The sequence below is a fragment of the Aeromonas sp. QDB34 genome (assembly GCF_027705405.1).
In the GTDB taxonomy this organism is placed as follows: domain Bacteria; phylum Pseudomonadota; class Gammaproteobacteria; order Enterobacterales; family Aeromonadaceae; genus Aeromonas; species Aeromonas hydrophila.
Window position 1 is genome coordinate 22,714 of sequence record NZ_JAPDBT010000032.1, and the last position, 6,764, is coordinate 29,477.

General features: G+C 63.6%; 10 protein-coding genes. 4 read left to right on the plus strand and 6 right to left on the minus strand.

All coding sequences use genetic code 11. The features are described 5' to 3' along the window. Positions 1-122 precede the first annotated feature (122 nt). Positions 123-971, minus strand: a complete 849-nt coding sequence (gene queF / locus OKC29_RS21840) for an NADPH-dependent 7-cyano-7-deazaguanine reductase QueF (RefSeq protein ID WP_073349209.1) — start codon at positions 969-971, stop codon at positions 123-125. 157 nt (positions 972-1,128) lie between these two features. Here queF and syd point away from each other — a divergent pair, with 157 nt between their 5' ends. Then, positions 1,129-1,677, plus strand: a complete 549-nt coding sequence (gene syd / locus OKC29_RS21845) for a SecY-interacting protein (protein ID WP_011705080.1) — start codon at positions 1,129-1,131, stop codon at positions 1,675-1,677. A gap of 69 nt (positions 1,678-1,746) precedes the next feature. Here the strand turns inward: syd and OKC29_RS21850 are convergent, their stop codons facing one another. The 5 genes from OKC29_RS21850 to OKC29_RS21870 form a co-directional block, all read right to left on the minus strand. Then, entirely contained in the window at positions 1,747-2,532 is a 786-nt protein-coding gene (locus OKC29_RS21850; protein ID WP_073349211.1) for a Zn-ribbon-containing protein, read from the minus strand. 3 nt (positions 2,533-2,535) lie between these two features. Further along, a complete protein-coding gene (locus OKC29_RS21855) occupies positions 2,536-2,832 on the minus strand; it encodes a hypothetical protein (RefSeq protein ID WP_073349213.1) in 297 nt (98 codons plus the stop codon). 88 nt (positions 2,833-2,920) lie between these two features. After that, positions 2,921-3,157 carry a DUF2789 domain-containing protein gene (locus OKC29_RS21860; RefSeq protein WP_011705082.1) on the minus strand — a complete coding sequence of 79 codons (237 nt, stop codon included), beginning with the start codon at positions 3,155-3,157 and terminating at the stop codon, positions 2,921-2,923. Between the two features lie 57 nt (positions 3,158-3,214). Beyond that, entirely contained in the window at positions 3,215-3,514 is a 300-nt protein-coding gene (locus tag OKC29_RS21865) for a DUF3301 domain-containing protein (protein WP_011705083.1), read from the minus strand. A 69-nt stretch (positions 3,515-3,583) separates the two neighbouring features. Next, a complete protein-coding gene (locus OKC29_RS21870) occupies positions 3,584-4,612 on the minus strand; it encodes a DUF3549 family protein (protein WP_073349215.1) in 1,029 nt (342 codons plus the stop codon). A 263-nt stretch (positions 4,613-4,875) separates the two neighbouring features. Between OKC29_RS21870 and OKC29_RS21875 the strand changes: the two genes are divergently transcribed. The 3 genes from OKC29_RS21875 to OKC29_RS21885 all read left to right on the plus strand — a co-directional run bounded on the left by OKC29_RS21875 (position 4,876) and on the right by OKC29_RS21885 (position 6,498). After that, on the plus strand, positions 4,876-5,211 hold the full coding sequence (locus OKC29_RS21875; protein ID WP_073349217.1) for a YqcC family protein: 336 nt from the start codon (positions 4,876-4,878) through the stop codon (positions 5,209-5,211). Next, positions 5,208-5,981: a tRNA pseudouridine(65) synthase TruC gene (truC, locus tag OKC29_RS21880; RefSeq protein ID WP_016349861.1), complete on the plus strand. Its 774-nt coding sequence runs from the start codon at positions 5,208-5,210 to the stop codon at positions 5,979-5,981. Before OKC29_RS21875 ends, truC begins: the two co-directional genes overlap by 4 nt. A gap of 76 nt (positions 5,982-6,057) precedes the next feature. Continuing rightward, complete coding sequence (locus OKC29_RS21885) at positions 6,058-6,498, plus strand: flavodoxin (protein WP_073349219.1); 441 nt, start codon at positions 6,058-6,060, stop codon at positions 6,496-6,498. The last annotated feature ends 266 nt before the right edge of the window (positions 6,499-6,764 follow it).

Genomic DNA, 6,764 nt, shown 5'->3' on the forward strand with positions numbered 1-6,764 from the left:
AGCACGGGAGTGAGGGCATGTTATCCAAGCCCGCCCCCGTGCGTCCAGAGTTTACTGACAGATTGCGCGCCGACCCGGCGATCCGGGCCATGGCAGCGCTGCAGGCCCGGCGGGGTGGCGGATTATTGCCGGATCAGGCGCAGGTTGGCCGGCACCACTTCCCAGTCGCTGCGAAACGGGTTGATGTCCAGGCCGCCGCGGCGGGTGTAGCGGGCGTAGACGGTCAGCTGGCTCGGGCGGCAGAAGTGCTTGAGATCGGTGAAGATCCGCTCGATGCACTGCTCGTGGAACTCGTTGTGCTGGCGAAACGAGATGAGGTAGCGCAGCAGTTTTTCCCGGTCAAGCTGCGGGCCGCGATAGTGGATCACTACGGATCCCCAGTCCGGCTGGCTGGTCACCAGGCAGTTGGACTTGAGCAGGTGGCTGTGCAGGGTCTCCTCCACCTCCTGGCTGCCGGCCGCGCCTTGCAGCAGGTCGGCATCGAACTCGTAACAGTCCACGGCGATGTCCTGCTCGTCGATGCACTCGCCCGGCAGGGCGGCAATGTGGTGCGGAGCCTGGGCCAGCGGGAACAGGGTGACGCTCACGTCGCTACCGGCACAGGCGCTCAAGTCCTTGACCAGCATGGCCTGCACCGCTTCCAGCGAGTCGCAGCGGGTCTGGTTGAAGGAGTTGAGATAGAGCTTGAACGACTTGGATTCGATGAGGTTCGCGCTGGTGGCGGGGACCGAGACCTCGCCGACGGCGACCATGGGCTTGCCCTTGGCATTGAGCCAGGAGAGCTCGTACAGGGTCCAGACATCGCAACCCTGGAACGGCAACTCGCCGCCAAGACCGAGGTCGTCGCGGTTCAGGCTGCGGGGCACCGGCTGCAGCAGGGCCGGGGTGTACTGGCTGATGTAGGCCGACTGCTGACCCAGGCTCAGCCCCTGCAGGGCGCTGGCTCCGGCGTATCTCTCTTGTTTGCTCATGTGTGCTGACTCGAACGTTGAATGGGCGATGGCAGAGCATGCGCCCTATGAGGGCTGCAAGGCGGGGAGCGCCGGCTGGCGATCCGCGCTGCACCTTGTCTGCTCATGGCTTTGATGGTGCAATAGCGAACTTTGGCAGCAATTGTGGGGAATTTCGATGTCGGATCAAGTCTTGTCTGCCCTGGAACACTTTTTTTTGCGCTGGCAGCGCGACGGCGAGGCGAGGCGAGGGCTGCCCCTGTGCGAGTGGGAGGCAGACTGGCGCTCCCCCTGCGAGCTGGATGAGCCCAAGGAGGGACGGGTGGCCTGGCGCCCGCATCGGCGCGCCGAGCCCGCCGATTTCACGGCGATGAACGAGGCGCTCGAGCTGACCCTGCATCCGGCCGCGCAGGCCCTGTTTGGTGGCTGGTTCAGCCGCCCTGTGCCCTGCCTCTACAAGGGGTTGCGGCTCGAGTTTGTGCTGCCCTGGAACGAGGCGGATCTCGACTTGCTCAAGGAGAATCTCATCGGCCACCTGCTGATGCTGCGCAAGTTGAAGCGCTCACCCTCTTTGTTCATCGCCACCACCCGCAACGAGATGACGCTGGTGTCGCTCGACAACGAGAGCGGGCAGGTGTGGCTGGAGTGGCTCGATTCGGGCCGTCGGTTGGTACTGGCCCCCTCACTGCCGGCGTTCCTCGAGCGGCTTGAGACTTTGCCGCAATAAACAGCGTCAGTTGCAATGAAAAACGCCTTGCCGGCCGGCAAGGCGTTTTTGTTTGGTTCACCGTCGGGCTCAGTCCTTGAAATCCCAGGAGAGGTTGGCGACCAGCCGGCAGGGATCGCACTTGAAGTCGAAGATCTCGTGCAAGGGGTCGGCCAGCGCCCACTCGCCGCCGCAGCTCGGACAGGGACGGGCCTTCTCCTCGGCCGCACTCCGGCCGCCCACCCGGTAGAGGTAGTAGTAGGTGGGGATGCCGGTCAGGGCTTCCAGCCGCTTGCCAAGATCGCAGCCACGGCGCTGGAGGCGGCTGCCCACTTCACCGATTTCATGCAGCGCCGCATGCTCGGCGATGGAGCCGTTCATCTGCAGCTGATCGCACGCCTCCCAATCCTCCTGCCACTTGATGATCTGCTTGTGGTCGCCGTTGGCGACGGCCGGCAGCCGATAGAGCGGGATGGGGGCGAAGTGGTCACCGCAGCGCAGCGGCGAGCAGGTGTGCAGGAAGCTGGTGTAGAGCAGCATCCAGCTGGGGCGCTCGCCATCATGGCCGCAAGGGTCGGTGCTGTCGGAGAGCAGATCCGCCCCCTGCAACTGGAGTTTGGGGGCGAGCAGGCCGACCTGATTGAGCTGCTGCTCGGCCAGCTTGACCTGCTCGCTCTGGTTGTCCGGGTGAAGGCTGTCCTGCTCCGGGCAGACCACCCGGCTGACGAAGTAGCCCTCGTGCATGCTGGTGGGAAACTCCCGGCCGAGGATCTGGCCCTGGTAGCGCAACATGTCGAGGTAGTTGACGATGGCTCGCTCGGCCTCGCCCAGCGAGGTGTCACGGTAGCACTCAAAGCAAAGTTCAAGGATGTACATGGCTTACTGCTTCCCCTGCTGGAGCAGCAGCTCGGTCAGCCGATCCACCTTCTGTTCGAGGCGCTCTAGCCGTTCGGCAAGCTGCAGCAGGGTGGGGTCGGCGGCGGGCGCGGGGACCATCTGCGCCGTGCTTCCGGCTTCCGGGGCGCTGGCGGGTTGCTGCTTCCACTGGCTCAGCACTTTGAGCAGCTCGGCCATGGGGACGGGCTGGCTGAGGCGGGCCTTGACCATGGCGGTGGAGGGGGTGATCCCCTTGGCGGCCAGTTCATTGGCGATGCGGATGATCTCTTGGGCTGACATGGGACTCCTGCGCAGGATGAAAAGTGGTTCGGGCTGGACGGGCAGAGAGCTTAACCAAAGCGCAGGGCGCTGAACAGCGGGGCAAGGGTCAGTCGGGCCGGCGCAGCAGCACGTCCAGCTCGTCGATGGCTTCCGACCAGTCCGCATCGTTCCACAGGGCATCGCGCAGAAAGTCGGCCTGGGCGCGATTCCAGAAGGGGGCTTCCGGCAACAGGGTCTGGTTGTCCAAGCGGTGCTCGTGAATGAAGCGGTGCAGGCTCAGCTCGTCGTTGGCCAGCCCCAGCTGGGCAAACAGGGCGGCCAGGTCGTGGGTCAGGAATTCCATCTCATCTCTCCCAAGAGGCATTCCTGAACATTATAGGCCCGCCCCGTGGCGGCAGATTTACAGGGTGGGTACCCGGTGGGGGGGCAGCTCGACACCGACCACCTGCAGCCCCTGCATGCGCAGTTGCCCCAGATAGTGGCTCTCGCCATCGCTGGAGAATTCAAACTCGTAATAGGTAAGCAGCCGCAGCGGCTGGTGGGCCAGCGCACGGTGGCTGCGGGCCAGCGACAGCAGTTGCAGGTCGTGATGCTGGCAGTAGCGGCGCATGTATTGCCAGGCGAGCTCGGCCTGACGCCGCTGGTGCCAGAAGGCACCCGCACCGAGGATAAGCAGCAAGATTGCGAACATTTCACCCATCGCGGGCTCCTTCCGGGGTGTGATCCGTGGCGACAGGCGACCCGCCATGGTGACGGGTCGCCGACATCATCAGGCCGAGGCGAACAGGCGACCGATAGCCTGGCCCAGGGCATCGCTGCGCTCGGGGTCGCGCAGCCTGGCCAGCATATCATTGCGCAGGGCCGGCAGGGTCACCAGCTCGGCAAATACCTGATTGAAAAACTGGGTCGGTTGCAGGGCCAGCTGTTCCAAGAACAGGCTGAGCAGGCCAGCATCCTTCAGATCGGGCCAGAGCCGGCCGGCGATGGCCAGCAGCAGGGCCGGGCTCGGCTGGGTTTGCAGCAGGGTCAGCAGCTTGTTGGTGCGCATGCTGCTGCCGTTGCAGGAGGCCAGTGCCCGACACAGATAGGCCAGGGTCTCGGCATTGGGTTCGGCACACTCCTGCTCTTTGCCGATGCGCTCGAACAGGGCGCCCTGTACGGCCGGCGGCAACGGGGCGTTTTCCAGGCTCTGACAGAGGGCGTAGAGCGGCTCTTGCGGCAGTTTTGGCAGCGCCTTGCACACCAGCGCCAGGTTGCGTTCATCTTGCAGCCGCTCAGCGAGATCGGCAAAACCCTGTACGCCGAGGGTCTGCCATCCCTCTGGCGTCGGGGCCGCCAGATAGTGGCAGAGCCCCTCGAAGTAGGTCGAGGGGGCCTGTTCCAGCTGACGGGCCAGTTTGGCGTGCAGGCTGGCCATCTTGGCCTCGGCCGGGCGGAAGGTGTAGGGGTTCTCCGCCAGACGCTGGGCCTTCTCTTCGTCGAGCTCGCCGGTCAGCTTGTAGCCCAGGGCTTCCACCACCTGATCCATGAAGTGTTTGGGGCCGCTGGCGATGAGCAGACCGCGTTCGTCGAGGGCAAACTTGAGAAACCACAGGTAGTGGCGGGATTCGGCCGGCTGGAAGAAGTGGACGCCGAGCCAGGCGTGCTGCTGCAGGGGCCAGGGGTAGGGCTCCTGCTGCTGCTCGATGCGCTCGAAGGTGTCGCTCGCCAGTGGTCGCACCTGGCGGCCCATGTCGAACAGTTGAAACTGGGTGTCGGCCTGGGTCAAGAATTCGGTCAGCGTATTGATGGTGGACATGAGGTGATCCGGCTAAGGGTGATGCGGGCCGATTATAAGGAGGTTGCACAAGATAGCCAGTGGGGGCGCGCCGCCCGGCATCCGGCCCGGTACGCCTAGAGCAGGAGCCGCCATGGTTCTTCGCCCGTGTTGTCGGCCGCAAGGGGCATGGCAGAGGATAGGGGGGAGGGTGTATAGTAACGCCCTTTTTTGCAAAGTTCGGCCTGCCGCCAGCGACACAGGATTGGCGGCGGACGGTGTGTGGTGATGAGGAAGAGAACGCAATGAATCAATATCTGCTGGTAGCCGGCCTGTTGGGTGAACTGACCGCCGAGCTGCAACGTCTGGAACGCTGGCAAGCGGCCCATCCGGGTGAAGAGGCCCTGGCCAGCGAGCTGCCATTTTGCGTCGATACCCTGAGCTTCGATCAGTGGCTGCAGTTCGTGCTGATCCCGCGCATGGAGCAGCTGGTGCTGCTGCAGGCACCGCTGCCCAGCAGCGTCTCCCTCTATCCCATGGCCAGCGAAGTCTACAAGGAGGAGCTGGCCCAGGTCGAAGCCCTGCTGCGCCTGATCGCCCGCTTCGATCTGCTGCTCTCCGGCAAAGTGGTTGAGCAATGATGCGTGAGCAGGCACAGGAAGAGAACGCCTTGCAACTGACCCTGCTTTATCAGGATGACTGGCTGGTGGCGGTCAACAAGCCCTCCGGCCTGCTGGTGCACCGCAGCTGGCTCGACAAGGCCGAAACCCGTTTCGCCATGCAGATGACCCGGGATCTCATCGGCGGTCGCCACGTCTACCCGGTACACCGGCTCGACCGGCCCACCTCGGGGGTGCTGCTGTTTGCCCTCGATCCCGCCGTGGCCCGCACCCTGACCGAAGCCTTTGCCGCCCGTCAGGTGCACAAGGAGTATCTGGCGCTGGTTCGCGGCTGGGCCCCCGAGCAGGGGCTCATCGACTATCCGCTCAAGGAGCAGCTGGACAAGATCGCCGATGCCATGAGCGATCCGGATCGTCCGGCCCAGGAGGCGGTGACCGCGTTTCGTCGCCTGCATCAGGTCGAGCTGCCCCATGCGGTCTCCAAGAAACACCCTACCAGTCGCTACAGTCTGGTTCGGCTGTTCCCCAAGACAGGTCGCAAGCATCAGCTGCGCCGCCATCTCGATCATCTGTTCCACCCCATCGTCGGTGACACCACCCACGGCGATGGCCGCCACAACCGCTTCTTTCGCGAGCATTATGGTTGCGATCGCCTGCTGCTGGTGGCTCGCACCCTCAGCTTTGAGCATCCTGTGCTGAAGGTGCCGATGCGGATCCAGGCGCCGCTGGGGCAGGAAGTACTGCAGCTGTTTGCCGAGCTGGGCTGGCCTGCCAGCGAGAGCGACTACTGAGCCTGATGACCACGGGGTGTTGCCCGAGCTGTTGCTGTGGCATGCTGGGCATCCATGTTGGTCAAAGGGGTCCGTGATGGCGCAGATAGACATAGTGGTGGGTACCGTATACGGCGCGGCCATGCTGGTGGCCGAGACGCTGGCGGCCCAGCTGGAGCAGGCGGGGCACGGCTGTCGGGTGTTCGAGGAAGCCGAGCTGGCAGATCTGGATGCGAGTCGATTCTTGCTGGTCATCACGGCCACCACAGGGCAGGGCGATATTCCGCCCAATCTGCAGCCACTGGCCACCGCCCTGGCTGACCGGGCCCCCTACATGAAAGGGTGGCGTTATGCGCTGGTCGCCATGGGAGACAGCAGCTACGAGCACTTTTGCGGTGCCGGTCGTCACCTCGATACGCTGTTGCAGGAGCTCGGTGCCAGTCCTCTGCTGCCCCGGCTGGAGATAGATGCCACCGTCGATGATGAGCCGGAAAAGGTGGCGCTGGCCTGGCTCAATGGCTGGCTAAATAAACTGTAGCGCTCGTCCGTTTTTATCCTTTATTCATCCCCGTTCAGCCCGTCTGGCGGGGATGTTTATTTTGCGGTAATCAGCAGTCTCAACTGACCATATTTGCCCGATATTTATCCGGTTATTTTCCACGTCATCCCCGCTTTGCTCAGCGATTTATTTCGGGGGCAGCCGACATGCCTCAAATTTAAAAGTTCCCCGGGAATTCAGATAATAAGTGCGACACTCATGGATGAATGGCGAGAGGTGGCCAACTGCTGATTGGTGGTACCCTT

Excerpts from the sequence above, each read along its gene's own strand:
- queF (WP_073349209.1), bottom strand. The coding sequence starts at position 971 with ATGAGCAAACAAGAGAGATACGCCGGAGCCAGCGCCCTGCAGGGGCTG.
- syd (WP_011705080.1), top strand. The coding sequence starts at position 1,129 with ATGTCGGATCAAGTCTTGTCTGCCCTGGAACACTTTTTTTTGCGCTGG.
- OKC29_RS21850 (WP_073349211.1), bottom strand. The coding sequence starts at position 2,532 with ATGTACATCCTTGAACTTTGCTTTGAGTGCTACCGTGACACCTCGCTG.
- OKC29_RS21855 (WP_073349213.1), bottom strand. The coding sequence starts at position 2,832 with ATGTCAGCCCAAGAGATCATCCGCATCGCCAATGAACTGGCCGCCAAG.
- OKC29_RS21860 (WP_011705082.1), bottom strand. The coding sequence starts at position 3,157 with ATGGAATTCCTGACCCACGACCTGGCCGCCCTGTTTGCCCAGCTGGGG.
- OKC29_RS21865 (WP_011705083.1), bottom strand. The coding sequence starts at position 3,514 with ATGGGTGAAATGTTCGCAATCTTGCTGCTTATCCTCGGTGCGGGTGCC.
- OKC29_RS21870 (WP_073349215.1), bottom strand. The coding sequence starts at position 4,612 with ATGTCCACCATCAATACGCTGACCGAATTCTTGACCCAGGCCGACACC.
- OKC29_RS21875 (WP_073349217.1), top strand. The coding sequence starts at position 4,876 with ATGAATCAATATCTGCTGGTAGCCGGCCTGTTGGGTGAACTGACCGCC.
- truC (WP_016349861.1), top strand. The coding sequence starts at position 5,208 with ATGATGCGTGAGCAGGCACAGGAAGAGAACGCCTTGCAACTGACCCTG.
- OKC29_RS21885 (WP_073349219.1), top strand. The coding sequence starts at position 6,058 with ATGGCGCAGATAGACATAGTGGTGGGTACCGTATACGGCGCGGCCATG.